General features: G+C 47.0%; 18 protein-coding genes. 1 reads left to right on the plus strand and 17 read right to left on the minus strand.

Annotated elements, in window-relative coordinates; genetic code table 11:
* Positions 1–7 precede the first annotated feature (7 nt).
* From FFJ24_RS10285 to FFJ24_RS10295, 3 genes are all read right to left on the minus strand, one after another.
* Positions 8–370 (minus strand): hypothetical protein, encoded by a 363-nt coding sequence (locus tag FFJ24_RS10285; RefSeq protein WP_138821417.1) that lies wholly within the window; start codon positions 368–370, stop codon positions 8–10.
* Positions 371–395: 25 nt separating this feature from the next.
* A complete protein-coding gene (locus FFJ24_RS10290) occupies positions 396–4,106 on the minus strand; it encodes a hypothetical protein (RefSeq protein ID WP_138821418.1) in 3,711 nt (1,236 codons plus the stop codon).
* Positions 4,107–4,664: 558 nt separating this feature from the next.
* On the minus strand, positions 4,665–5,051 hold the full coding sequence (locus FFJ24_RS10295) for a type II secretion system F family protein (RefSeq protein WP_138821419.1): 387 nt from the start codon (positions 5,049–5,051) through the stop codon (positions 4,665–4,667).
* Between FFJ24_RS10295 and FFJ24_RS26475 the strand changes: the two genes are divergently transcribed.
* Positions 5,025–5,414 carry a YWFCY domain-containing protein gene (locus FFJ24_RS26475; RefSeq protein WP_246862808.1) on the plus strand — a complete coding sequence of 130 codons (390 nt, stop codon included), beginning with the start codon at positions 5,025–5,027 and terminating at the stop codon, positions 5,412–5,414. The genes FFJ24_RS10295 and FFJ24_RS26475 overlap by 27 nt on opposite strands.
* A gap of 163 nt (positions 5,415–5,577) precedes the next feature.
* Here the strand turns inward: FFJ24_RS26475 and FFJ24_RS10305 are convergent, their stop codons facing one another.
* The 14 genes from FFJ24_RS10305 to FFJ24_RS10370 all read right to left on the minus strand — a co-directional run bounded on the left by FFJ24_RS10305 (position 5,578) and on the right by FFJ24_RS10370 (position 24,748).
* Positions 5,578–5,904: a hypothetical protein gene (locus tag FFJ24_RS10305; protein ID WP_138821421.1), complete on the minus strand. Its 327-nt coding sequence runs from the start codon at positions 5,902–5,904 to the stop codon at positions 5,578–5,580.
* A gap of 1 nt (position 5,905) precedes the next feature.
* Complete coding sequence (locus FFJ24_RS10310; protein WP_138821422.1) at positions 5,906–10,942, minus strand: DUF6443 domain-containing protein; 5,037 nt, start codon at positions 10,940–10,942, stop codon at positions 5,906–5,908.
* 14 nt (positions 10,943–10,956) lie between these two features.
* Positions 10,957–11,319: a hypothetical protein gene (locus FFJ24_RS10315; protein ID WP_138821417.1), complete on the minus strand. Its 363-nt coding sequence runs from the start codon at positions 11,317–11,319 to the stop codon at positions 10,957–10,959.
* Positions 11,320–11,344: 25 nt separating this feature from the next.
* A complete protein-coding gene (locus FFJ24_RS10320; protein ID WP_138821418.1) occupies positions 11,345–15,055 on the minus strand; it encodes a hypothetical protein in 3,711 nt (1,236 codons plus the stop codon).
* 558 nt (positions 15,056–15,613) lie between these two features.
* Positions 15,614–16,753 carry a type II secretion system F family protein gene (locus FFJ24_RS10325; protein WP_138821423.1) on the minus strand — a complete coding sequence of 380 codons (1,140 nt, stop codon included), beginning with the start codon at positions 16,751–16,753 and terminating at the stop codon, positions 15,614–15,616.
* Positions 16,754–16,759: 6 nt separating this feature from the next.
* The gene (locus FFJ24_RS10330; protein ID WP_138821424.1) at positions 16,760–17,236 is read right to left on the minus strand and encodes a hypothetical protein; all 477 of its coding nucleotides are present in this window, start codon (positions 17,234–17,236) and stop codon (positions 16,760–16,762) included.
* On the minus strand, positions 17,217–17,582 hold the full coding sequence (locus FFJ24_RS10335; RefSeq protein ID WP_138821425.1) for a type II secretion system protein: 366 nt from the start codon (positions 17,580–17,582) through the stop codon (positions 17,217–17,219). The genes FFJ24_RS10330 and FFJ24_RS10335 overlap by 20 nt, the downstream gene beginning before the upstream one ends.
* Positions 17,570–18,808 (minus strand): hypothetical protein, encoded by a 1,239-nt coding sequence (locus FFJ24_RS10340; RefSeq protein WP_168202446.1) that lies wholly within the window; start codon positions 18,806–18,808, stop codon positions 17,570–17,572. The genes FFJ24_RS10335 and FFJ24_RS10340 overlap by 13 nt, the downstream gene beginning before the upstream one ends.
* A 90-nt stretch (positions 18,809–18,898) precedes the next feature.
* Positions 18,899–19,540: a toxin-antitoxin system YwqK family antitoxin gene (locus FFJ24_RS10345; RefSeq protein ID WP_138821427.1), complete on the minus strand. Its 642-nt coding sequence runs from the start codon at positions 19,538–19,540 to the stop codon at positions 18,899–18,901.
* On the minus strand, positions 19,537–20,031 hold the full coding sequence (locus tag FFJ24_RS10350; RefSeq protein WP_138821428.1) for a hypothetical protein: 495 nt from the start codon (positions 20,029–20,031) through the stop codon (positions 19,537–19,539). Before FFJ24_RS10350 ends, FFJ24_RS10345 begins: the two co-directional genes overlap by 4 nt.
* A gap of 6 nt (positions 20,032–20,037) precedes the next feature.
* The gene (locus FFJ24_RS10355) at positions 20,038–20,976 is read right to left on the minus strand and encodes a fibronectin type III domain-containing protein (RefSeq protein ID WP_138821429.1); all 939 of its coding nucleotides are present in this window, start codon (positions 20,974–20,976) and stop codon (positions 20,038–20,040) included.
* A 76-nt stretch (positions 20,977–21,052) separates the two neighbouring features.
* On the minus strand, positions 21,053–21,598 hold the full coding sequence (locus FFJ24_RS10360; RefSeq protein WP_138821430.1) for a hypothetical protein: 546 nt from the start codon (positions 21,596–21,598) through the stop codon (positions 21,053–21,055).
* Position 21,599: 1 nt separating this feature from the next.
* Positions 21,600–22,787, minus strand: coding sequence for a hypothetical protein (locus FFJ24_RS10365; RefSeq protein ID WP_138821431.1), 1,188 nt, complete (start codon positions 22,785–22,787; stop codon positions 21,600–21,602).
* A 2-nt stretch (positions 22,788–22,789) separates the two neighbouring features.
* Positions 22,790–24,748: a type II secretion system protein GspD gene (locus FFJ24_RS10370; RefSeq protein ID WP_138821432.1), complete on the minus strand. Its 1,959-nt coding sequence runs from the start codon at positions 24,746–24,748 to the stop codon at positions 22,790–22,792.
* Positions 24,749–24,764 lie beyond the last annotated feature (16 nt).

Here is a 24,764-nt window from a genome sequence, read left to right on the forward strand (position 1 = left end):
TGTAGAATTAATGGTCTTTTTGGATTGGAGAAAACAAACGCTCGGACGGAGGGATCATCCGCTGCTGCTGGGCCAGGCTTAACAGCTTTTTCAACTGCCCGTTTTTCCGGCTCATCAGCGCATGGATTTTTTCTTTCCGTACAGCCATGCCCAGCGTGGTATCCGCCATCAGCTGGTTCAGTTCTTTTTTATATTGATCCTGTATACTGTTTACCTGAGCAGCCTTTGCCACATCCAGACCCAGGCTTTTGCGGTAATGGTCGAGCTGGCGCTTTGCATTGCCAAGGGAATCTTTTTCCTGGGCACTGGCCCACAGGCTGCCAAGCAATAAACCGGTGGACAGGTATATCGTGATAAACAATTGTTTCATATTGAGTTGTCTTTAGCTGAATAAATTAATTACTAAACAGAATACAATCGTAAGTCGAACCAGCCTGCAGGTTCAGTGTATCACCGGTTCGTACTGCATTATTTCCTATGGTTAAACGGCAAAGGCTGCCATTGTAATTGGTTTCATAACGGATGGATACCTGGTAGGTACCTGGCTCTACATAAAGCTCTTCAAATGAAGATGTAGGGGTACGGTAGGGAATGCGTTTGCTGACCATAATATTCCCATCCCGGATAAGGTCCAGGTAAACTGCCGTTGGAATAGGCCCTCCCGAAGGCCAGGTATTAAGCCTTAGCTTTACGTTCGCTTCGGGCCGGGAAAGATCTACCACTCCCCCTGCGATGGAATACCATACATCATTAAGCTCATTTTCAGCACCACCATTTGCCGTTAATGAACTGGTAGGATTCGTATATCTGAGCGCCGACTGCCTGGCACTTACCATACGGCGGATATTATCCGATCCGAAAGCATTAAAGGTTAGCATCATTGGGTTGTTGTAAGTAAAATAATGGTTCGCCAATACCGGCGTTTTTGCCAGTATATATTCATGCTTTTTCAGGATATGCTGCTGGTGGTCACGGATGGTCAGTAGCCGCCCATAATCATCATAACTGAAATATTTGGAACGCTCATCGGGACCGGTCAGGACAGTTACCCCCACCATAGGCTTATAGGCGTAAGTACTCACCATGCTATTGGGTAAGGCGGACTGGATGGTGCTGCCCAGCGATTTAATGGCTGAGGCAGAGGCGGCGTTTACCGCATAACCTGCAGATCCGGAAGCGGCACTTGCATCGCTATAGTTGGCTCCTTTTACCTCTACAATCGGGTATACTTCCTGGCTGTCCCAGAGATAACTCTTCACCACACTGTTCTTTTCGGTAAGTTGTAATACATTTTCATGACTGCCATACTGATCAAAGGTCATCACGGTCTCCAGTGGCGCCCCGCCGACAGATTTTAATACCGCGGATGGCAGGATATGCCAGCCCAGGTTTAATGCGGCATAAACTGTTTTGGTACGGGCCGTTTCAACATCCGTACCATTATTGTCACTCCGGCTATAGCTGATCTCTTCAATCGGCTGGGCGATCATGTTGCGGTTCTTCATCGTATCGCAAACGGCATCACCGGTGAAATTATAGGCATATTTCAGCACTTTCGATACTGTACCATTATTCTTTCCGGTGGTAATGATCTTGGTGGGCTGGGGATAGGTGGTATTCCCGTATTCATAAGCAGTTGTGGTCTGAACATAATCATTTTCACCGGAATACCAGCGTTCCATCTCGGTAGCGGGAAGCAGTTTGGCTACCGGTAAACTGTATTGGCCAGCGGTAAATATATCCGGTAAACTATAGCTGCCATTCTGGAAGGAAAGTCCGCTTCTATTCTGGTACAAAAATGAATGCGCCCCAAAATTTATCTTCTGGAAACTGTATGCCACCCTGATCTGCATTGGCCGGCTAAACTTGTAGTAGGTAAAGGCTTTTAAATGCGCAAGGGAAAAGCTGCCATTTTTGTAGGCATAATCCGCTATCGAAGAGGGCTGTCCCATCAGTCCATCCGTCCTGAGCACATCAATATTCGTTTCCGGGATCCTGGATTCATTGAAAAAGCGACCCAGGCCGCCAAAATCGTTCGGCTGGTAAAAAGTGTAGACTTTTTTTCCCGTCATCTTTCCAAAATCCTGGTTATATTCGGTTACTTTGGTATAATAGATGGGCGCACCATTTGGATAGGTATAGTCCAGAGACGATGACGGAATATAAGTAGTCATGTCCTCAATCCCCGGGATAGACATGCATTCGGGTTGGACGCAAGACTGGCTGGCATTGACCACATAGGCGGTCTTCTGTTTATAATGATAGGGTTTGAAGCTCCGGTTGGTGGCATCATATTCCTGGTAAGGGTTATTGATCAGCAATCCGGTGCCCTCTTCCAGTTCCCCATAACGGTAATATTTATAGGAAGCAGGCTTGTTAGATATCCCGTCGTACTGGCTGATGGTCTTGATCCGCAGGCCACCCGTCATAGCAACCAGATCTGCATTATCAGTAGCAGGTGCTATCCTGGTGCTATTCGCTTCGTATTCAAAATCCAAATAGCCCCCGGTTGGATAAACCACCCGCCGCAGCATCCCTGCATACAAAGGCGTCTCATCGGTAGACTCCACGTTGCCCTGAGTACTGCCAATACTGAACACTACATTATCTACATAATCAGCACAACTGTACTGTAAGCTCCGGTAATATCGCTGTACAATATCCGTCTTACGGATCGCCATCACGTTTGTAGAACTCCAGTTGGAGGTGAAAACATTGGGATAGCCCCAAACGTCTTTTCCCAGCAGATGATCACCAAAACAATATTTATTGATATATTGAAACTTATAGGTGTCGAAACGCTTCCCGCCTGCCACAAACTCAACAGAATCCAGGTACCTTGTCCCATTGTTCAAAAATTCCTGATAGCTGGAAAAAACACTTGAACTGGTTGGGTATTGTTTAGTTTGGTAAAAATTAATCGTTTTCACCTCCTCCCCACTGGCATTCTTAACCTGGATGGAATTAAGCGCGTCTGTTCCGTTCAATACCACCGATCCTGTCCTGAAGTTGATCTGTGTCAGGGCCAGCCCACGATTTATCTTAACTCCAGCCCCTCCATTATTACTGGTATAAACGTGATCCTGGGCAGTAGTTCCATTTACATCAGGCAGATGGAACACCAGTTGGCCGTTACCAAAGTTTTCCAGGTAACGTGGAGAGGACAGCCCGTAACCCGGAACATTGCTCATCAGTTGATCATAATCACTGAGTCCCGGATAATGTGCCTGTACCCAGCTGTGCGTAGCGTAGCTTGAATAGGACTCAAGTAATTCGCAAGGATTGGGATTATTAGTGTACTGTATGGATTGCTGACCTCCAAAATAATTCACAGGTGTCTTGGCCTGGTATACAAAATTAAGCTCCTCAGTACGGTTGGCATTAACGATCCTGCTGCATTTAAAGCCTGTTCTTATTGCATCTGTAAGTTCCGTAAATTTCTGAGCATAATTATCGGTACTGAGAACTCCTTTCCCGCCAAAATAGTAAGTCGTGCCATCGGTATCCACAATGGTAAACTCGCCGGCCGAATAACTGATCTTCAGGTATTCAAAAGGAACAGGTACAATACCATAGCCGGTACCATTCTCGTTTTTGATAAAATAAAATGACCCGCTTTTGTTGAGCAGCTGATAGTTAAACTTGTCAGGCATCCCATCGCTTTCTCCAATTGCCAAACGGTAGGCGCTGCCCACGTTCATAGGTGAAGTGTTGCATTCCGGGCAACTCGGGTTATAATAACCTATATCCTCGTTGTAGATATAGCCACCAGGAGCCAGATCATCGGTCCCGTTAACCGTACGGGTAATCTGGATATCTGCACTTAATGACCAGCCCAGTCCCGATCGGGTAGCCCGCTCGTTGGTTTTAAAGCCACCGGCATGATAACTTAGGGTAATGGGCAAACTCAGCCCGCCAGCCTGAAGCGTGTACAAAGGCACTGAAATATCAGGCACGCCTGTATTAAAATTGACAGGATAGTTGACCATTTTGGCCAGCGCGGCAGCTTCAGGGGAAACCGGTATTTTAGGCTGTGCCAATACCAGGGTTCCCAGTGCACACAGCACAAAAAAGGGAACCACCTTAAAAAAAGGAGTTAACTTCATTTTTGAAAGAATGAGATGGAAAGAAAATTATACGGTATGGTAAGTCTGGATTGAAATCCTGAAATCGGCTTCCGCAAGGTAAGCAGAATGGTGAAAATCGGTTATAGCGAACATGAGAAAGTAATTTAGTATGGATTATTTATATTCCAAATTTGAGTAGAAGAAACTAAATTATATGATCATATTTTAACCCGTCATAGTTGTTTTTTAACATTTTTTTTTAAAAGTTTTATCTCAGTAAACATTTAGCTTGAGCTAGACTTTATTAACCATTACTGTTTATTAAATAAAGAAATCTTTTAATCTTCATAACACTGGTTCTGCTTGCTTCAAATTAGATTTTAATCTTGTAATTACGCTAATTACTTACGAACGTAGGTGTTTCTTTTTGATCTGAAGAGGGTTATCCATGCATATATATGACGGACAAATTTTGAACAAAAATTTATATGCTTATGAAATGATCCAAAAACAGCACTGCGGAAAAGAAGTCAATATATTTTGATTTTGAAAAAATATCTCTCGGAATATTTAGATACCTGAGAAGCTGTAGCCCCTTTAAAAAGTACTGCTCATCTGGAACATCGGCAGATACATCGCAATCAATATTACCCCTACTACCAAACCTAAAAAGATAATGATCAAAGGTTCCAGCAGTCCGCTGATCGCATTGGTCTTATATTCCACTTCCTCGGTATACTGCTGGGACAGCTGCTCAAAGAAATGCTCCAGCTTGTTCACCTCTTCCGCTATTCGGATCATCTGAATAAACTTGGCCGGATAAAAGTCATATTTGGACAGGGCGCTAGACAAACTGCTACCCAAAAGAATATCCTCCTGCGCCAGCCTGAGCGACCGCTCCACCGGATAAAAGGTAATCATCTGCCGCACCAGTTCCAGTGCCTGAAGCAATGGAGTATTGGTCTCGGTAAGTGCTATTATTATTTATACAAGGCATTCGAGAAATGGCAGTTTACGACTTCTTTTACAGACAGGTTACCTGGCAACATAAGAGATACCGGTCTCTTTGAAAACTTCCATAACTCCAAACTACTGGCACTTGCTTTCTTAGCCATTTCCCTTCTTGGTGCAAAGGGACGGAAGGATAAAAAGATGGATTACAGGACAGCAATGGCCTACCTGATCACGGGATTATTGCTTTTCTTCTGCTCTGCACTGGCTTTGATTCCAAAGATGGATGTCTTTATACAGGCCATCATCTATGTAGCCATACTGAGCATTGGCTTTATGCTTATGCTCTCCGGTGGAACGCTCCTTACAAGGATTATTAAGGACAGATTAAGATGACATCTTCAATTCGGACAACGAAACCTTCCCTCAGGAAGAACGGTTGCTGGAGAGTTTGCGCACATGCCGGGCGCACATAACAAAGCCCAGCAGTTTTACTGCTGGGCTTGCTGTAATTCCATTATTTCTCACACGCGACACGCGTGCGCCAGCTTTGGGATTCTTATAACATCCTAATGTCGTCTATACTATACTTTTTTGCATTTGAATTATTAATAGTACATTTCAATGTTAAGTCACTTTTCATTCCATCAAACCATAAATAAAAATCTACACTAACCTCTTTAGGATCATCTGTCGGATAAATACTGATTTCTTCAAACGAATTATTTGGTGGCATAGTCATCCTTCCATAGCCGCTTAACGCTTGTCTCATTTCTTCAACAGTTATCCTCTGCTCAAGATCATTCGACCACAAAAGATCTAATTCACCTGCGACCAACAAGGAAACGATATATTTTAGTTTGTCTATAATAAAGCTATCTTTCATGTTATTTTCTAGTATATGGAAACCTAGTAGTAGTATTTGGTGTTACATTTATGCTATTGAAATAGGAATTCGACCGTCTTATAGCTTCTTTGGCATCTGCCGGAGATAATCCAGCAGCACGTAATGCTCGATAACCAATATTCATCTCTGATTTAAAATTTCCTCCGTCCCCTAGTGCGCGTCGTTCTCTCTGGGTAACCGTTGCAAGATTATGTGGTGTTCCTGCTGTTGTTGATGGCCCCTCCAAATGAATGGCAGGCCCATCAACTGTCTTATAGCCTGGAAGATCTCTCACAGCTGCATCTTGTATTATATGATGTGCATCCTTTACTGTTCCTCTTAATGTGCCATATGATCCAAAAAGTCTTTCTCCCAAATACACTGCACCTTTTTTTAAAGCACTACCCGCAACAAAAGGTATCACAGCTCCCAAAACCGAACTGACTTTATCTACCGTGGTAGCAGGAGTTTCATCAATATTTATTGCGCCTGAACCTCTAGTTATAGTTGTTGCTATTACAGTAGCATCGTTAATGTCGGTAAAACTCAATAACTTTTGAGGTAACTCCTTAAATCCTTTTGTGATATCAAACCCAATGAAACCTATTTCCCTAGACATCGACATTCCACAGCTTCCATCGCATGGGTGATCTGGGCAGTTGCCGTCAGGATCAATCAGATTTATGGGATTGTTCCAAGCATAGGCATATGGTGATTTATTGATTTGTACATCTTTATTGGCTAATGCATCCACCACATTCCACCTTCCAATCACCGGGTCGTAGAACCTTGCGCCGTAATCGTACATCTTCTCCTGGTCCTGTTTCTCCTTGCCATTGTACTGGAATTTGTTCTCAACACCTACCACATTCCGCTGGATGTCCAGTCCAAAAGCATAATAATCCGTCTCCTGGATCTTTCTTGCCACACCTCCACTGATATCAAAGTACACCCTTCCATTACCAAGATGGTCTGTCAGCGTATGTTCGTAACTATAGCTCGTCGCACTAATCCGCCTCACCCTGCCGGTCTCCGTCGCCACATACTTCAGGTCACCATCTTCATACTGGATACCGCTAATATACTCATTATTTACATTGGCATTTCCGGTAACCAGTTTTTTTAATTTAGTTCCGTTTGCATCATAGATATAGGTGATCACTGCACCGTTTGCATTGATATTGGTTGGCAGGTTCAGGTGGTTGTAGTCCATATTGGATAGGTTGTTGGCCGCATTGGTGGCATTTGTACGGGAGTTCATATTGCCATTGGCATCGTATCCATAACTGGTAGTTCCCGTAAGCTGAAACGAACCTGAGGTATTGGCATTCGCATCTGCAACACTGTTCAGCCTATTGCCCGTATAACTGTAAGTCAGCTGGTCCACAGTAGCCGCGAGTGATTTTCGCTGGAGACTGGTGATGTTCCCCATCTCGCTGTAGGTAATGCTTTCATCATTACCATCATGGCTCTGTGCGCTGAGTAGCCTGTTCATCCGGTCGTAAGTATAAGTATACTGCTTGTTGACCACTGTATTAGTGCCCCATTTCTGCTGGCTGATGTTCCCGTTGTACTGTGGCACCAGCCCGGTAGAATCCAGCTCATACTTCAGCTCCTGGGTAAACAGTGGTGCCGCCTGCACGCTTAGCCATCCACGCGGATTGTACCGGTACTTTACCGTCTGGGCAAAACTTGCCCCCTCATCCGTACTGTGCAGGCCTTTGGCCAGCTGCTGCCCGATTTCATTATAACTATCCTTCGAAAGGTAGACCAAAGGGTTAGTCGTGGCATCATTGTCGCCGGTACGCTGTTTGGCAGAAATCTTCCTCCCGGTGTGGTCATAGCCATACTCATTGTACACATAAAGCTTTTGTGTCCCTGCAACATAGTGCTTCCTCGTACTGCTGACGATTTCCCCCGCAAAGTTATATTCAAAGGTATTCTGGTCATAACTGCTGGCCGATACCACACCGCCCTTGTAATGCTGCTGCCAGCTTCTTGCTATCCGTCCATCCTCATCATAATAGTTCACCGTCCATAAATAGGTGTCGGTAGTGCCCAATACCAGCGTCTTGGCTGCGGTGAGCAGCCCTCTTGTTTTATTGCTGTAACTGCTGCTCTGGTTGTCAGGAAGGCCCGGAATGTTATAATTGTCATAATAATTAACCACATAAGGCCTTAGGTTGGGAACGTACGATGGACAGCTCAGATTATTATAGCCATGGTAATTTGTCGCGGTATTGTCGCGGGTTTCCCAGTATGGAACAAGGGTATTCACGGTACCCTGCACTTCGGCACGGCTTCCATGATGGCCAATCTCTATACCCGTCATCACTGTTCGTCCCATGGCATCATACTTCACAAAGCTCCTGATCGCCCCGGCCCGCTGCACGGCATCCTGGGTAAAAACAACCTGATCAAGCGGATTGTAGATCATTTCCTCCCAGCTCTTACCCGGGAGCTTTTTCTCGATCAGACGATTCCGGCTGTCGTACCGGTACTGGTAACAGAAATTGTCCAGCGCCGTGGCATCAGGAATACCACCATCGGGATTGGCACCCGGAGGCAGCACAAAGCAGAGGTCACCCAGGTCATCATAAACATAATAGGTCGAAAGGGTTTGCAGGGTGCCGCCTGGCATTTTATTGAAACTGCGCTTCAGTACCACATGCCCTTCCTTATCCTTATATTCATAGCTGCAACCGGCCCTGCCATCGCTTTCCGACCAGTTTTCATCTTTAGTGATCGTCAGGAATAAGGTATTGTAAGACAACGTCCCGTTTTCGGTCAGGCTGCGCAGGTGCTGCTGTCCGGCAGTCGTATTGATGATGGCCTCATAGCGCCTGATATCCCCGTCCTGCTGCCCCTGGTAAAAGTGTCCGGTGTATTCGATCTTCACGGTATGCCCCTGCCCGGGTTGCCACACCTCTCCGGGAGCCCCCTGTTCAATAACTCTTGACAGTGGTGAGGATTCATAATTGGATATCGAAACGGGAAAGCCTGTAGCCACATGGTCTCCCGCAGATGGCGCGTAGAAGTTCTTCTGCGCACTGTTGTCATAACCCGAACTGCCTTTTAAAGCATCACTCCGGTAAGCGCCAGGTGTCCCTGCACTGCTGGTATAAGGCAGGTATTTGATCGCCTCACGCCCAAACTCATCATAGGCTATCGGCTGCACCACATCTTTTCCGGTAGGACTGGCACCAACGTTTATGTTCTGCATCAGCCTGCCCAGTCCATCGAAATACTGTACCTGACGGTTTACGTTGGCAATGCTGGATCCGGGAAGACTGGCCTCATCATCAAGGGCAGTACGCGGGATATAAGTATACACAGCATTGTAATTGGAATTCGAGCTATTGGAAGTTCCCGCTACCGCCAGTGTAAAAGTGAAACTGCTGCTACCGCTGCCATTGGCGGCGGTAACGGTATAGCTGGTGACAGGCGATAAAGTGGCAGGCGTTCCGGTGATCTCGCCGGTGATGCTGTTCAAAGCCAGGCCTGCCGGTAGTGCAGGAGTAATCGTATAACTTCCCCATTGCAGCCAGCGTACCGCATAGCTACCGGTCTGGGCCACGTACAGCGAATTGCCGCGGGCGCTGAGCCCATAAGGGGAACTGAAACGGATGGCACTTCCCAGGCCATTAACCGTTCCTGCACTTGCATTGCCCGCAAAAGTGCTCACTACGCCCTGAAGGCTGACCTTCCTGATCATATTGTTCTGCAGGTCGGCCACGTACAGGTTGCCATCCCCTGCCAGCGCAACACCGTTTACCTGGTTAAAGCTCGCTGAATTGCCATTCCCGTCGGCATAACCTGAACTTCCGTTGCCTGCCAGCGTACTTACCGTACCATTGGTAGCAATCTTCCTTACCGCATGGTTCAGCCGGTCGGCCACATACAGGTTTCCCTGCGCATCAGCACAAAGCCCCATAGGATTGCGGAAACTGGCCGACGAAGCTGAACCGTCTGTCAGTCCGGCTGCCCCGTTTCCGGCATAGGTACTCACATTTCCTGTGGAAAGTTCGATCTTGCGGATGCGGTGGTTGGAATAATCGGCCACATACAGGTTCCCCTGCCCATCCAGGGCCAGCCCGATGGGGCTGCTAAAGCTGGCAGCGTTACCATTCCCGTTGGCATAGCCAGCGCTACCACTGCCGGCCAGGGTACTCACCACACCGCCCGGGGTAATTTTACGAATGCGGTGGTTTTGCTGATCGGAAACATACACATTGCCTGTAGCATCTACGGTTAGTGCCGAAGGGTGTTTGAAAGATGCCGCGGTCCCCGTACCATCTGCCGACCCCTCACTGCCACTACCGGCCAGGGTACTCACCCCACCTGCAGCAGTGATCTTCAGGATCCGCTGGTTCCCCGCATCGGCCACATATACATTGCCCTGGCTATCGGTAGCAGTACCTAAAGGGTTATTTAAAGTATTGCTGCCAGACATAGTAGAGGCTTGTACCTCTGCAGGGACCGCGCCACCATTATTGGTCGGAACTATGCTAACTGCCGTACCTACTGCCGCTGTAATGCTGGCAGATGGATAACTGATATTCGGAGAGGTCCCTCCCGTTGCCATTACGTTCATCGACAGTACAATGGTCCCCGTGTTGCTCCCATAACCTTCCACTGCCAGGTAATAGGTACCACTGCTGGTAAAGGAATAAGCCAGGTGAGACCGTGTACCACAATCTTCCGAATCATCCTGGTAGGTAATCTCACTGGCTGAAGCGTTCAAAATGTGGATATAGGTATCAAAATTACTCTGGCACAGGGAAAAATCAATCGTTACCGGGGCACTGACCACGAAACGGTAATACACTTCAGGACTGGGCTGCCCTATGCTGTTGATATAGGTGGTATTGCCCGAAGAGCTGCTGTTGCGTGTATCGTTAAAGCTGCCGCCACCAGGGCCAAAATTGCCTGCGTTGATGGGCGAAGAGGGCGTAGCCCCTGTTTGTGCCTGTCCCGAAGCGGATAGCAGGCACAAGAGTAAGGTAATGCAGAATATGCCGTTTAAGAGTCGTTTCATATGCCGATGTAGAATTAATGGTCTTTTTGGATTGGAGAAAACAAACGCTCGGACGGAGGGATCATCCGCTGCTGCTGGGCCAGGCTTAACAGCTTTTTCAACTGCCCGTTTTTCCGGCTCATCAGCGCATGGATTTTTTCTTTCCGTACAGCCATGCCCAGCGTGGTATCCGCCATCAGCTGGTTCAGTTCTTTTTTATATTGATCCTGTATACTGTTTACCTGAGCAGCCTTTGCCACATCCAGACCCAGGCTTTTGCGGTAATGGTCGAGCTGGCGCTTTGCATTGCCAAGGGAATCTTTTTCCTGGGCACTGGCCCACAGGCTGCCAAGCAATAAACCGGTGGACAGGTATATCGTGATAAACAATTGTTTCATATTGAGTTGTCTTTAGCTGAATAAATTAATTACTAAACAGAATACAATCGTAAGTCGAACCAGCCTGCAGGTTCAGTGTATCACCGGTTCGTACTGCATTATTTCCTATGGTTAAACGGCAAAGGCTGCCATTGTAATTGGTTTCATAACGGATGGATACCTGGTAGGTACCTGGCTCTACATAAAGCTCTTCAAATGAAGATGTAGGGGTACGGTAGGGAATGCGTTTGCTGACCATAATATTCCCATCCCGGATAAGGTCCAGGTAAACTGCCGTTGGAATAGGCCCTCCCGAAGGCCAGGTATTAAGCCTTAGCTTTACGTTCGCTTCGGGCCGGGAAAGATCTACCACTCCCCCTGCGATGGAATACCATACATCATTAAGCTCATTTTCAGCACCACCATTTGCCGTTAATGAACTGGTAGGATTCGTATATCTGAGCGCCGACTGCCTGGCACTTACCATACGGCGGATATTATCCGATCCGAAAGCATTAAAGGTTAGCATCATTGGGTTGTTGTAAGTAAAATAATGGTTCGCCAATACCGGCGTTTTTGCCAGTATATATTCATGCTTTTTCAGGATATGCTGCTGGTGGTCACGGATGGTCAGTAGCCGCCCATAATCATCATAACTGAAATATTTGGAACGCTCATCGGGACCGGTCAGGACAGTTACCCCCACCATAGGCTTATAGGCGTAAGTACTCACCATGCTATTGGGTAAGGCGGACTGGATGGTGCTGCCCAGCGATTTAATGGCTGAGGCAGAGGCGGCGTTTACCGCATAACCTGCAGATCCGGAAGCGGCACTTGCATCGCTATAGTTGGCTCCTTTTACCTCTACAATCGGGTATACTTCCTGGCTGTCCCAGAGATAACTCTTCACCACACTGTTCTTTTCGGTAAGTTGTAATACATTTTCATGACTGCCATACTGATCAAAGGTCATCACGGTCTCCAGTGGCGCCCCGCCGACAGATTTTAATACCGCGGATGGCAGGATATGCCAGCCCAGGTTTAATGCGGCATAAACTGTTTTGGTACGGGCCGTTTCAACATCCGTACCATTATTGTCACTCCGGCTATAGCTGATCTCTTCAATCGGCTGGGCGATCATGTTGCGGTTCTTCATCGTATCGCAAACGGCATCACCGGTGAAATTATAGGCATATTTCAGCACTTTCGATACTGTACCATTATTCTTTCCGGTGGTAATGATCTTGGTGGGCTGGGGATAGGTGGTATTCCCGTATTCATAAGCAGTTGTGGTCTGAACATAATCATTTTCACCGGAATACCAGCGTTCCATCTCGGTAGCGGGAAGCAGTTTGGCTACCGGTAAACTGTATTGGCCAGCGGTAAATATATCCGGTAAACTATAGCTGCCATTCTGGAAGGAAAGTCCGCTTCTATTCTGGTACAAAAATGAATGCGCCCCAAAATTTATCTTCTGGAAACTGTATGCCACCCTGATCTGCATTGGCCGGCTAAACTTGTAGTAGGTAAAGGCTTTTAAATGCGCAAGGGAAAAGCTGCCATTTTTGTAGGCATAATCCGCTATCGAAGAGGGCTGTCCCATCAGTCCATCCGTCCTGAGCACATCAATATTCGTTTCCGGGATCCTGGATTCATTGAAAAAGCGACCCAGGCCGCCAAAATCGTTCGGCTGGTAAAAAGTGTAGACTTTTTTTCCCGTCATCTTTCCAAAATCCTGGTTATATTCGGTTACTTTGGTATAATAGATGGGCGCACCATTTGGATAGGTATAGTCCAGAGACGATGACGGAATATAAGTAGTCATGTCCTCAATCCCCGGGATAGACATGCATTCGGGTTGGACGCAAGACTGGCTGGCATTGACCACATAGGCGGTCTTCTGTTTATAATGATAGGGTTTGAAGCTCCGGTTGGTGGCATCATATTCCTGGTAAGGGTTATTGATCAGCAATCCGGTGCCCTCTTCCAGTTCCCCATAACGGTAATATTTATAGGAAGCAGGCTTGTTAGATATCCCGTCGTACTGGCTGATGGTCTTGATCCGCAGGCCACCCGTCATAGCAACCAGATCTGCATTATCAGTAGCAGGTGCTATCCTGGTGCTATTCGCTTCGTATTCAAAATCCAAATAGCCCCCGGTTGGATAAACCACCCGCCGCAGCATCCCTGCATACAAAGGCGTCTCATCGGTAGACTCCACGTTGCCCTGAGTACTGCCAATACTGAACACTACATTATCTACATAATCAGCACAACTGTACTGTAAGCTCCGGTAATATCGCTGTACAATATCCGTCTTACGGATCGCCATCACGTTTGTAGAACTCCAGTTGGAGGTGAAAACATTGGGATAGCCCCAAACGTCTTTTCCCAGCAGATGATCACCAAAACAATATTTATTGATATATTGAAACTTATAGGTGTCGAAACGCTTCCCGCCTGCCACAAACTCAACAGAATCCAGGTACCTTGTCCCATTGTTCAAAAATTCCTGATAGCTGGAAAAAACACTTGAACTGGTTGGGTATTGTTTAGTTTGGTAAAAATTAATCGTTTTCACCTCCTCCCCACTGGCATTCTTAACCTGGATGGAATTAAGCGCGTCTGTTCCGTTCAATACCACCGATCCTGTCCTGAAGTTGATCTGTGTCAGGGCCAGCCCACGATTTATCTTAACTCCAGCCCCTCCATTATTACTGGTATAAACGTGATCCTGGGCAGTAGTTCCATTTACATCAGGCAGATGGAACACCAGTTGGCCGTTACCAAAGTTTTCCAGGTAACGTGGAGAGGACAGCCCGTAACCCGGAACATTGCTCATCAGTTGATCATAATCACTGAGTCCCGGATAATGTGCCTGTACCCAGCTGTGCGTAGCGTAGCTTGAATAGGACTCAAGTAATTCGCAAGGATTGGGATTATTAGTGTACTGTATGGATTGCTGACCTCCAAAATAATTCACAGGTGTCTTGGCCTGGTATACAAAATTAAGCTCCTCAGTACGGTTGGCATTAACGATCCTGCTGCATTTAAAGCCTGTTCTTATTGCATCTGTAAGTTCCGTAAATTTCTGAGCATAATTATCGGTACTGAGAACTCCTTTCCCGCCAAAATAGTAAGTCGTGCCATCGGTATCCACAATGGTAAACTCGCCGGCCGAATAACTGATCTTCAGGTATTCAAAAGGAACAGGTACAATACCATAGCCGGTACCATTCTCGTTTTTGATAAAATAAAATGACCCGCTTTTGTTGAGCAGCTGATAGTTAAACTTGTCAGGCATCCCATCGCTTTCTCCAATTGCCAAACGGTAGGCGCTGCCCACGTTCATAGGTGAAGTGTTGCATTCCGGGCAACTCGGGTTATAATAACCTATATCCTCGTTGTAGATATAGCCACCAGGAGCCAGATCATCGGTCCCGTTAACCGTACGGGTAATCTGGATATCTGCACTTAATGACCAGCCCAGTCCCGATCGGGTAGCCCGCTCGTTGGTTTTAAAGCCACCGGCATGATAACTTAGGGTAATGGGCAAACTCAGCCCGCCAGCCTGAAGCGTGTACAAAGGCACTGAAATATCAGGCACGCCTGTATTAAAATTGACAGGATAGTTGACCATTTTGGCCAGCGCGGCAGCTTCAGGGGAAACCGGTATTTTAGGCTGTGCCAATACCAGGGTTCCCAGTGCACACAGCACAAAAAAGGGAACCACCTTAAAAAAAGGAGTTAACTTCATTTTTGAAAGAATGAGATGGAAAGAAAATTATACGGTATGGTAAGTCTGGATTGAAATCCTGAAATCGGCTTCCGCAAGGTAAGCAGAATGGTGAAAATCGGTTATAGCGAACATGAGAAAGTAATTTAGTATGGATTATTTATATTCCAAATTTGAGTAGAAGAAACTAAATTATATGATCATATTTTAACCCGTCATAGTTGTTTTTTAACATTTTTTTTTAAAAGTTTTATCTCAGTAAACATTTAGCTTGAGCTAGACTTTATTAACCATTACTGTTTATTAAATAAAGAAATCTTTTAATCTTCATAACACTGGTTCTGCTTGCTTCAAATTAGATTTTAATCTTGTAATTACGCTAATTACTTACGAACGTAGGTGTTTCTTTTTGATCTGAAGAGGGTTATCCATGCATATATATGACGGACAAATTTTGAACAAAAATTTATATGCTTATGAAATGATCCAAAAACAGCACTGCGGAAAAGAAGTCAATATATTTTGATTTTGAAAAAATATCTCTCGGAATATTTAGATACCTGAGAAGCTGTAGCCCCTTTAAAAAGTACTGCTCATCTGGAACATCGGCAGATACATCGCAATCAATATTACCCCTACTACCAAACCTAAAAAGATAATGATCAAAGGTTCCAGCAGTCCGCTGATCGCATTGGTCTTATATTCCACTTCCTCGGTATACTGCTGGGACAGCTGCTCAAAGAAATGCTCCAGCTTGTTCACCTCTTCCGCTATTCGGATCATCTGAATAAACTTGGCCGGATAAAAGTCATATTTGGACAGGGCGCTAGACAAACTGCTACCCAAAAGAATATCCTCCTGCGCCAGCCTGAGCGACCGCTCCACCGGATAAAAGGTAATCATCTGCCGCACCAGTTCCAGTGCCTGAAGCAATGGAGTATTGGTCTCGGTCAACAGCCGCATCGTATTGGCAAACTGCGCCAGGTAGATCTTCCTGGTGATCTCACCCACCACCGGGATCCGTAGTAAGGTCAGCGCACTATACTTCTTGAACCATGGCGTTTTCCTGTTCACCACGACCAGCATTACCATCAGTACACTGATGCCCAGCATCAGGTAGATATATCGGTCGAACCAATCCGAAAAACTAACAATCAATGAGGTCAGATAGGGCAGTTTGCCACCAAAACGTTTGAAAACATCGGCAAACATGGGCACCACAAACTTGATCATAAAAAAAACCGCAGCAAACGAAGTCACCATGACCAACAGCGGATAGGTGATTGCCCCAATGATCTTCCTGCGCTGGCTGATCTTGGCCCTATAATATTTCGCCAGTTCACCCAACACCTCAGCCAGCCTTCCGGTTTCCTCCCCAATCCTGATACTGTAAAACTCATAGGCACTGAATTTCTTTTCTTCCTGCATGGTTTCGGAAAGGGATTTTCCACCAATCACCAGTTGCAGTACAGAAGCAAAAAGCGCTGCGTCCTTTTTATTGGTATAGGACCCCGCAGTAAGCTCCAAAGCTGACCGGAGATCAATCCCCGAACGGATCAGCGTGCCCAACTCATTATAAAAACCTTCTTTTTTTCGATCACTGAGCTGGCCGTTACCAAAGGAAATGTCCTTTCCCAAAAGGTCCAGAAGTCCATTACCACCAGGTTTTGCTTTTGGTCTGTTCTTTTTTCCGTACGCGGATATATCTATTGATGCCATAGCTGATTATCTGAATAAATCCTGGGCACTGTAAACCTTTTTAAATACCATAGGAACCTTCCCTCCTTTTTCCAGGCTGAGGACAAAGCCCACCCGGTCAACCGTATCCCCGTCAACAGCCTCCCGGCCTTCAAAGTTGAAACCTATTTCTGTCGGCGTAAGCACAAAACTGTCTGTTCTTAGCCCTTCAACTTCCCTGCTGATTACCCCACTGCCGAAACGGTAGCGGACCAGGCTACTGTCCTGATGGATTTCAAGGCCATCACCGTTCTTCAGCATAATCCGGCTCTGATCAATGTCCCTGTCCAATGCCCGCTGCAGGCTAAGCACAAGCTGTGCACTATTGTTCTTTTTCTCAAAGGCACTAAAATAATTCCCGATCAGCCCATAGGCAGTATAACAGATGCTGATACAGAGTCCTGCCAGCAGCATGGCCACCGCAATTTCCATCAGCGTATAGGCCTCAATCTTCCCCTTTTCCATTTTCGCTGCCTAATAAACACTTTACACTGCCCAAGAACCTTCCCCGCTCGCTTGCCCTGATCTCCAACCGGGACATGCCCTGGATATCACTCTCACTGCTGATCAGTTCATAATCCACGCTATCAATCTTGATTACCTGATCGCCCTTTATCCCCTCGTCCCTGAACTGTTTGACGAGCACTTCCATCTGTGCCTGCGCCTGTATTTTTTTTAGGGAAATCCCCCCGCTCAGCACATTGCTAAACACACCAATAGCCACCGAAAATACCACCATGATTACCACCATGGCAATAAGCACTTCGACGAGCGTGGAAGCTTCTATTTTCTTAGCCTTTAGTTTAACCATTTCAATATCCTTTTCTGTTGTCCCTTTGCCTCAAATAACGGCGAAGAAAGATAATGCCGATCCCTTGCCCTGCGGTTCAGCGTTACGTCCACCAAAAAATTCTCATACAAGGTCGTTGGTGTCTGCATGATAAAGCGGTTACAGGAAGTCTTGCCTTCCACGCTCACCTCTTTACCCAGCTTGATCAGTCCTGTTGAATAGACCTCTCCCTCTACTCTGGTCTTTTCTGAAAGGCTGATCATGGTCTGCAGCGCTGATCTTTTCGGCTCATAGCTAAACACCATTCCAGCGATACTTACATCCTTCCCCACCAAAATCCTGGCCTGGTCTACCGTTTTTTCTTTGGCTACCAACCCCAAGACAGAAGGATAGTGAAGCACCACTTTGTCCCCAACAATAATGGAATCCCTGGCAAAAAGCTGGCAATTTCCTTCGAATCCTTCCTCCACAGTAATACTATGGGCATAAACAACAACATTGTTCAGCTTCGCCGCCCTGGTAATAAACACCGAGGTATCCGAATACAGTACAACCTGTCCCGAGAGCTCCCCGGTAACCTCTCCGGCCAGGGGAACCGAAAAAACCTTCTCTGGTCCAAAAAATGAAACATCCATATTTTGCCCGGGCAAGACTTCCATTGCAGAAACATCCTTGTCCAGTTCCTTTTCCAGCGCCTCTATCATATCGCCCGATAAGGGAGAAAGTGTACGGCCGCTTTCCAATATCTTCCCGTAAACGAGTTTGTACCCTGAATAAGGCCTGTTCTCCACATAAGATTTCCGCATCCCCGATTTCGGAACTTGCGCATCTCCCTTAACCCGTGTATCGCCACTCACCGACAACGGGCGGTCTTCATCGCTCAGGTAAAGTGCAAGGGTATCCATGCGCGTATCCATACCAATCAAAAAACTTTTCTTTATGGTATCTCTAGAAACAAATGCACTGATGACCGGACATTCAAATATCCCCCAATAGCGGTTACTTATGCTTACGCTGTCCGTTTCCGCCCCTAAAAGATCCAACGTTACGCTGTCCATTCCCAAAGGCCCCTGATGTTTTAACACATAGGCAACCGAGGAATCCATGTTCCTTTCCAGTCTGACCCGCCTAAGTTCCCTGAGGTAACTTTCCCGATAATAGGCCGCAATCATGATCAGCGAAGCACAGATAACTGCGATCAGAAAAGCGGAGATCACCGCAAAATACAATGCTCCGGCCTTTAACATGGGCATAGGCATTTAGTGCTCTTGGCAATAACACATAGGTTCCACCGATAGCCACCCAATGTTAACCCTCTGAAACAGATTTCACAGGAATCATTTGTTTTTTGGTCTCTGCCGGCCCTTTGTCCCATCTGTCCTTTTTTTATCTTTCCTGAATATTTTTTTCACCCATGCCTTTATCTTTGAAGGTTTTTCCGGGCTGATCTTTCCGTTGTTATACCTGGTCACCAGCACACTGTCAGCCGAAACGCGCCTTTCCAGTTTTCCGTTGATCTTCCCTTTCCGGTATTTCCCTTTCTCCAGTAACAGCCCCTGCTGATCATACCGTTCGAAACGTCCGCTGAGCTTTCCATTTGAATAGTTCACCACCGAATCTGGCACCCCCTTTTCATTCCAGCTTTTCCATTCCCCGCTTTTCAGGCCCATATCAAAGTACCCTTGCGTCTTTAACGCTTTATTCTCATAGAACTCCGAGTAAGGTCCATCCAGGAGCTTACCACTGTAGCCACCCTGCGTCCAGTTGATCCGGTTCCCGCTGAACCAGGCATATTTCAGATCCATCTCGATCACCTGAGGGCTTTTATCTGGCGACTGCAAACGGAAAACCGCCTTATAGCCTTCAAAGTTAAGGGTATGGGTATAGCTGACCGCATCAAAATAATTCTGCATACGCTGCGCCTTGGCCACTAACTTGCACATCGGCAGCAGCAATAAAGTTATATATAAAAATCTCATCTAATAATCGATAAATACCGGCTTGCGCCCTGGTACTCCACTTTGATGGAGTCACCTATACGTTTGATAAATTTCAGTCCTTCCCCACGCTCGCCCTCACCGAGCATCACCTCACGGCCATTGACATTGATAATCGCCACATGCCTGCGCTGCGCACTGTTGTAAAGCTGGCCGCTGTAAACGATCCCCGACCAGTCCGTTTTAGGCTTTAAAGGTACTACGTGGGGTCGGGAAATTAATGCGCTCCTTTCAGGAAGCATTTCCGTCAATGTCTCCGTATAAGCTTCCGAAAACGGATCGCTATAGGAAAGATCGAGCTGTACCGTATCGCCTGCATGGTCGACCAGCTTGAAATAAGCCCCCTTAAGGGTTTTGGCTACCGGCAGCTCAGGCGTTTCGGATGCCAGTCCGGAAAACACGCGGTAAAAGATCACGCCCCATACCACCGCTACGCAACAGATCAAAAGATAGGTCATTTTCTTGTCTTTCATCAGCCTTTATTGAATGGTAAAAGTCCGCAGTTCGCTGTATGTCCCCACGTTGCCTGCCTTATCAAATGCCCTTACCCTCCAGGCCACCACCTCGCCCGGATCCCCCGCATCAAAACTGAATTCGGTTGCGGTCAGGATTTTTGGATAACTGGAATTGTACGGCGTATCCCCATCACTTTTGTATACCCATAGCTCATACTTATCAGCATCAGATACCTTGTTCCAGACCAGTCTGACAGGCCTTGAAACCAGCTGCCTATTCAGGGGTGTACTCAGCGCAGGACTTTCTGGCCCGGTGGCGTCATAGGTAAGCGTTCTTATCGTACTCCATTTGGAATTCTGCGTAGCATTTTCTGCCCTTACCCTAAACTGGTAGTTGCCCTCCGCACTCAAGGTCTGCAGAAAAACCAGGTTTTCAGTCGTAATGTTCAGGTCCATGTTCTTTTCGTCCAGAAAGTTGTTCCGGTCCACCTGCAAGCGATAGGTTGTGGCCCCAAAAAGTTTCAGCCATTCATACCGCACCTGGGGCTTTGATACCGAAAGGCCGTTTGAAGGCAGGCTCAGCTGCAGCACCTGGTCACTCAAAGAAGAAGGATAGATCACCAGCGACCTTACCGCATAGGCGCTTGCGCTACTGCCATTCTCTCCCCTCACACGCCATTCATATCTACCGGGATCAAGGGTGTACACAAATTTATCTTTGCTGATCAGCGTATCCAGCAAAACCTTACTCACGCTGTCAAAACGCGGCGAAACCACCTGAAGCCGGTAATAAAGCGCATCAGCCATCGGGTTCCACCAGAAAGTCTGCTGATAGCTGTTGGTCTCCAGCCGATTGGCAGGAGCAAGCAGATCGATCTCCCGTAATCCGATCGATGGTTCTATAAATTCGCTGCAGCCCGCCAGAAGCGGCAGGAGCAACATTAAAAATCTTTTATTCTTCATTATTAAGCTTTTATAATTATCCGGCTAAATCCTTATGGCCTGGTTATGCATCATTTTTAAAATATAATAAGCGGTCTCATCTCCTGATCGCAGCCATTTTCAGTTTAAGTACCAGTTTTTCTTTCGCCTCACGGTTCGAGGAAGCAGTCTCCCGGCCAAGCTTTGCAGCCGCAATCCTGCCAATCCCCTTTGCCTTCGAAAGGGTATCCAGCAACCTTACCAGGTTATTATACCGGCCCGAAAAAGTAAAACTATCAAAAAGCATAATACTGTCCGCAGTCGCAGTATCTGATAATGCGGTAACCGTTTCGGGAGAAAAACCGATAGCCGTCCCAGTCGTGATTGCCATACCCGATACCGATTGCCAGAGCCTGCTTTCCCGGTCTTCCGAGCGTACCTGATAGCCCTTCAGCACAGCCAAATAAAAACCGTGCTCCCGTTCCAACTGCGCAATCGCCAATGGCGGTTCTGCCCCGCTCTCTCCGACTGCTTTCAGCTGGGCATTGAGCACCGCTGCCGAAATGGCCTTTTTAAAGGAAAGCAGATAAGCCAGGTAAAGCACCAGCAGCATCAAAAGCCCTAAGGCCAGTTTTTTTGTCTTTAGACTTAATTTCTCTAGCATATCAATATCCGATCAAAAGATTAAAGGAATAACTCTCAGAACCCATATCCTGCTGATAGCGCAACAGCCTGACACTGCGCACCCATTTTTTTTCCTTTAGCATAAATATCCAGTTATTTACCGCGCTCAGGTTGGCGGTCTCTCCCGATATCTTTATCGTATTTCCCGCCTGTTCCACATAACCCGTTTTCTTTTCCTCCCCGAACTGCACCTGCGTCAGGTTCAGCAGCCTGGGCCTGGAGCTTCCGATCTCGTTCAGCAGAAAGGCATAACTGTATCCACCGTTCCATCCCATTTTCTTCAGCTGGGCCTTCTGCAGCGCAATCTCTTTTTTCAGTACATCCCCCTGATCTGCTGTAGCCGTCAAATGGCCCGCCTTTTCATTCAAGACTGCATTCTCCGCATTATAATGACTGAGCGTAAAAAAGCTAATGAGCAGCAGGCCTAAAAGCACGAAAATAAATACCGAAGCCATTTTCTTAAGGCCGGAATCTTCCAAAAAGGCACCAAAAGCAAGATCAACCTCCTTATTGTCGGCTTTGACCCTTTCAACCCGGTCATGCAGAAAAAGCTGGAATGCCAGCGCATAGGGCAATACGGACTGGGAAGCCACTTGGTTCCCGCCCAGCGCCACCTTACTTTTCCCTGGCCGCGACTCTGTATTACCATACCCCGAAAAGCTTCCATCCCCTGCCACCGAAAAAACATGTCCATCTACTGAAAACCCAGCATTCGTTTCCCCCAGCAGGTTCCATATCCCGACAATGGGCAGCCCACCAAGACTCAAGGTATAAATCTTAAGTCCTGCCGACCTGAGTTTACCCGACAGGTCATCAGCCAGCGATTTCCGGACAATACTGATCCAGGCCTGCTTTTCCTGCACAAATTCCTGCACATAAAACTCTTTTTTTTCCACCGAGGGAAACGCTTCCCTAAAAAGACCAGACTGTCCATCCCCCTTACGCTCAACCTGTTTATGCAGTATCCCCTTTCCGCTCAGCGCCAATGCCACCGGATATTTCCGGGGAAGGGATTCCAGTACTTTTACCAAAGATCCTTCAAGCTCTTTATGTTCCAGGATCTCCATGGCATTTCCCTTCCTGTACACCACAGCATAGCTGCAGCGATACTGCCCCTCCTGGAGCAGTACGATCTCAATGCCGAGCAGATGGTCAAAACGCACGAACATGATCAGTACAGGATTGTAGGTTTGATAAAGACCAGGGTCACCACTTTGTTATTGGATTTCTCCCTGCTGCTAAAGAGCCATTTCAGTACCGGGATACGCGAAAGTATAGGGATACCTGATCCGCTTTCATTGCTTTCTGTCCTTTCCAGGCCGCCCAGCACGATCATATCTTCATTCCTCGCCCTGATCATCGAAGTAAACTTGCTCGTTGATTTGGGCGGCGGCGCATTCAGCGGCGGATTGCCGATAAAGTCCGAAATATTTACTTTTATATTCAGCGTCACCTGATCATCGCCCGACACTACCGGTCTGATATCGATTTCCAGGTTAGCATTCACCTCTGTAAACTGTTCGGTCACCACCGTCTGCGCATTGAGGGAGGGGATCACATTCTGCGTCCTTTGGCTATAATATCGCGAACTTCCGATACTCAGGCTTGCCGAATGGCCGTTGAGCGTAGAGAGTTTCGGCACCGAGCGGATGTCCACATTACTGTTGTTCTCCAATGCACTGAGCTTGACATAAAAATTCGGGGTCACACGGCCCAGGTTCACCGAGCCGTTCTTCCCCAGTTTCGAGAGAAAATTATTGATCGAATTTGCCCCAAAGGTATAATCGATTCCCGGCAGTATCGTGCCGCCGGTCCTTACACTGTCTGATACTCCTGCAGAAATCCCCGTTTTAACTGTTTTGCCTTTGCGCACATCCACCAAGGTTACCTCGATCAGCACCATCGGCACTACGCGGTCAATCTGTTTAATATAGTTCTCGATCTCATTCACCTGAGGCGAAGATCCTGAAAGCAGGAGCGTATTCTGCTCCCTGAACTCCTTGATCTCCACCCCTTTTTTCCATTCTGCCGGGATCATCATCTGGATGGTGTCCAGTGAGCGGTGTTGCAACTGCACAATCCGGTTGGCCCTAAGCCCTTCAAGTTTCCGGTCCCCGATCAGGTAAACCCCACCGTCCTTTTTATAGGTATATTCGGTACCCTGCAAAAGCGCGGTCAGGAAAGAATCGTAACCGATACCGCTAAGCCTGGTGGTCACCGTACCCTTGATATCAGAATAGATAAAATAATTAGCACCCGCCTCGGCAGAAGCCGACTTAATCAGGTCCAGGATCGGCGTATTTAGCGCGTCTACGCTTACTGTGCGGTTGCCCTGTGCATCTTTTCTGGCACTGAGGTTGAAATTTCCTTGCGTCTGCCCGCCTCCCTGTCCGGAAGGCCTGTTTATTTTTTTTACCGCTGTAGCATTATCCCCGTTCACATAAAGCTCTTCCCCCTCGCCCAAAGGCTGAAAGATAAATACCCCGTCATTGGTGCGGTTCATCTTGAGGGAATTGGCATAGGCCAGTTTTTCCAGTGCCACCTCAAAGGGCGCCGCCGCAATAAAACCACTTACCCTTATGTCCATCAGGCTGACCGGCACTATCACATTTTTCTGAGAAAGCTGGCTGATCTTTTTGGCCACCTGGCCCAAGGTATCATTATTGAGTTCAAAGCCCAGGTATTCGTTCGATGAATTGTAGTTCACCCGGATATCCCTGGGCACCACCGCCCTCCTTGCCACCGCAGCCTTGGTCACCGACATGATCGAACCGATCAGGTTGATGTCAAGGTCATATTCCTTCACCATAAACAATAGCACGTTCAGTGCCGTTTCGTTCCTGAAATTGGTATAGACCTTAAAGGTCAGCCCGGGATCGATATTGATGTTCAGGTTGTTCGACTGCGCCAGTGCCCTTAAAAACTCCTGCGCCGAAGCCCCTGAAATCGAGATCTGAACGGTCTGGTTAAGCCCAGGCACCGTTACTGCAAGGTTCTTCAGCCTTTCTTCCACTGCTTTGAGCCGCTGCGACTGTTCGGTACCCTGCTGTGCCAGTCCTTTAAGAGAAATGAAGGTTAGCAGCAATATCAGTAAACAACCTGCCTTAAGAAATATAGTTGTGTTTTTCATTTATCTGAGCGTAAAA

It is taken from the genome of Pedobacter sp. KBS0701, from assembly GCF_005938645.2.
Lineage (GTDB): Bacteria > Bacteroidota > Bacteroidia > Sphingobacteriales > Sphingobacteriaceae > Pedobacter.

Bases quoted from the DNA above. Each gene is read 5' to 3' on its own strand.
- FFJ24_RS10320 (WP_138821418.1), bottom strand. From the start codon at position 15,055: ATGAAGTTAACTCCTTTTTTTAAGGTGGTTCCCTTTTTTGTGCTGTGT.
- FFJ24_RS10305 (WP_138821421.1), bottom strand. From the start codon at position 5,904: ATGAAAGATAGCTTTATTATAGACAAACTAAAATATATCGTTTCCTTG.
- FFJ24_RS10365 (WP_138821431.1), bottom strand. From the start codon at position 22,787: ATGTTCGTGCGTTTTGACCATCTGCTCGGCATTGAGATCGTACTGCTC.
- FFJ24_RS10345 (WP_138821427.1), bottom strand. From the start codon at position 19,540: ATGAGATTTTTATATATAACTTTATTGCTGCTGCCGATGTGCAAGTTA.
- FFJ24_RS10340 (WP_168202446.1), bottom strand. From the start codon at position 18,808: ATGTTAAAGGCCGGAGCATTGTATTTTGCGGTGATCTCCGCTTTTCTG.
- FFJ24_RS10360 (WP_138821430.1), bottom strand. From the start codon at position 21,598: ATGCTAGAGAAATTAAGTCTAAAGACAAAAAAACTGGCCTTAGGGCTT.
- FFJ24_RS10335 (WP_138821425.1), bottom strand. From the start codon at position 17,582: ATGGTTAAACTAAAGGCTAAGAAAATAGAAGCTTCCACGCTCGTCGAA.
- FFJ24_RS10330 (WP_138821424.1), bottom strand. From the start codon at position 17,236: ATGGAAAAGGGGAAGATTGAGGCCTATACGCTGATGGAAATTGCGGTG.
- FFJ24_RS10325 (WP_138821423.1), bottom strand. From the start codon at position 16,753: ATGGCATCAATAGATATATCCGCGTACGGAAAAAAGAACAGACCAAAA.
- FFJ24_RS10315 (WP_138821417.1), bottom strand. From the start codon at position 11,319: ATGAAACAATTGTTTATCACGATATACCTGTCCACCGGTTTATTGCTT.
- FFJ24_RS10290 (WP_138821418.1), bottom strand. From the start codon at position 4,106: ATGAAGTTAACTCCTTTTTTTAAGGTGGTTCCCTTTTTTGTGCTGTGT.
- FFJ24_RS10310 (WP_138821422.1), bottom strand. From the start codon at position 10,942: ATGAAACGACTCTTAAACGGCATATTCTGCATTACCTTACTCTTGTGC.
- FFJ24_RS10355 (WP_138821429.1), bottom strand. From the start codon at position 20,976: ATGAAGAATAAAAGATTTTTAATGTTGCTCCTGCCGCTTCTGGCGGGC.
- FFJ24_RS10350 (WP_138821428.1), bottom strand. From the start codon at position 20,031: ATGAAAGACAAGAAAATGACCTATCTTTTGATCTGTTGCGTAGCGGTG.
- FFJ24_RS10370 (WP_138821432.1), bottom strand. From the start codon at position 24,748: ATGAAAAACACAACTATATTTCTTAAGGCAGGTTGTTTACTGATATTG.
- FFJ24_RS10285 (WP_138821417.1), bottom strand. From the start codon at position 370: ATGAAACAATTGTTTATCACGATATACCTGTCCACCGGTTTATTGCTT.